This is a genomic window from Caballeronia sp. LZ024 (assembly GCF_031451455.1).
Taxonomy (GTDB): Bacteria; Pseudomonadota; Gammaproteobacteria; order Burkholderiales; family Burkholderiaceae; genus Caballeronia; species Caballeronia telluris.
The window spans coordinates 1-453 of the sequence record NZ_JARUXL010000065.1; the positions used below are offsets into that span (position 1 = coordinate 1).

The 453-nt window shown below is 66.2% G+C and carries 1 protein-coding gene; it reads right to left on the bottom strand.

Annotation, left to right across the window (positions count from 1 at the left end):
• Nucleotides 1-453, bottom strand: a 453-nt coding sequence (locus QCE48_RS31770; protein WP_309794518.1) for a TonB-dependent receptor plug domain-containing protein, incomplete at both ends; no start/stop codon positions are given.

A 453-nucleotide genomic window follows, 5' to 3' on the forward strand; every position in this document is an offset into this window, starting at 1 on the left:
GATAGCCGTCGTGCCGGCGCGAGATGGCCGCCACGCGGAACTGCAGTACGTCGTTGACTGGGACGTTGACCATCGCCTCCAGATTGCGCGTGGCGTAATTGCCGAGATCGACGGACGCGCGGCCCTCGAACGTCCGCGAAGGCTTGGCCGTCGCGATCTCAACGATGCCGCCCACCGCGTTGCGCCCATACAGGGCGCCTTGCGGCCCGCGCAGCACGGAGATGTGGTCGAGATCGTAAAGCGTGCCGCTCAACGCGTAGGGGCGATTGTCCGAGCTTCCGTCCGTCACGACGACCACGGACGGATCGCCGATCTCGGTCGTGTCGCGACTGGAGATGCCGCGAATCGTCAGCCCGGGCACGACGGTCTGTACCTGCGCGTAGTTGAGATCCGGCGCGATCGTGGCGAGCGATTTGACGTCGCTGACGCCGGTGGTTTCGAGGAAGGCGTCGC